A 785-nucleotide genomic window follows, 5' to 3' on the forward strand; every position below is an offset into this window, starting at 1 on the left:
GCGGCGATGGGCGTGCAGAACGCGCACGGGCGGCTCGTCGCGCGTCCCGGCGTGCCGAACACGGTGATGACGGGCAACGTCACGCAGGCCGTGCTCGATGCGATCGACGTGCTTTCGCCGCACGCGCCATCCGACGCACAGGCCGTGGCGCGAACGCGCCTGGGCAAGATGCTGCCGGCCATTCTCGCGTTCGCTGCGGGCGCGATCGCAGGCGCGCTCGCGTATCGGCAAGTCGGGTTCTGGGCTCTGCTGCTTCCGTTTGTCGTGCTCGCGTGGCTCGCACTCAACGCACGCGGCGCATCCTCGACCGCTTCTACAACCATGACAGACGCGAGGAAATAGCCGAAGCAGGTCCGGTCGGACTGCTCATTGCGGCAGTTCGTGTTCGATTCAACGGCAACTGCGAACCGCATTTCGGATAAGCGCCGATGAATGTCGCGGGCAAAAGTACCGCACCCCTTTCACGACACGGAGATGCTATGACGCGTGTGTGGCCCAGGCCGTTTGCAGGTACGAACGCTGTTGCGTACCTTGCCCTTTTTGTCGCCGGCCTGGCGTTGAGCGGCAGTGCGCGGGCGACAGAGGAAACGGCATCCGCCGATACGGCAACCGCCGCGTGCACCGCGAAGCGGCCCGTCGTGCTGTTCAACCGCTGGCAGGAGGACTGGTCCGTGCTGGCGGACAAGTGCGTGCCCCGGCAGCCGCTGGACAGCCTCAAATACATTCCGCTCGGCGGCGATCCGCATTCGTATCTGTCGCTCGGCGCGAATCTGCGCGAGCGCCTC

General features: G+C 65.9%; 1 protein-coding gene and 1 pseudogene. Both read left to right on the forward strand.

Going from position 1 to position 785, the window contains the following annotated elements:
* Positions 1-342: DUF1275 family protein (locus GCT13_RS47995; protein WP_152768464.1), on the forward strand; the 342-nt coding region annotated here is incomplete at its 5' end.
* Between the two features lie 137 nt (positions 343-479).
* Positions 480-785, forward strand: a pseudogene (locus GCT13_RS48000) (alginate export family protein); the annotation flags it as partial.

Source organism: Paraburkholderia franconis (genome assembly GCF_009362735.1).
Taxonomy (GTDB): Bacteria; Pseudomonadota; Gammaproteobacteria; order Burkholderiales; family Burkholderiaceae; genus Paraburkholderia; species Paraburkholderia franconis.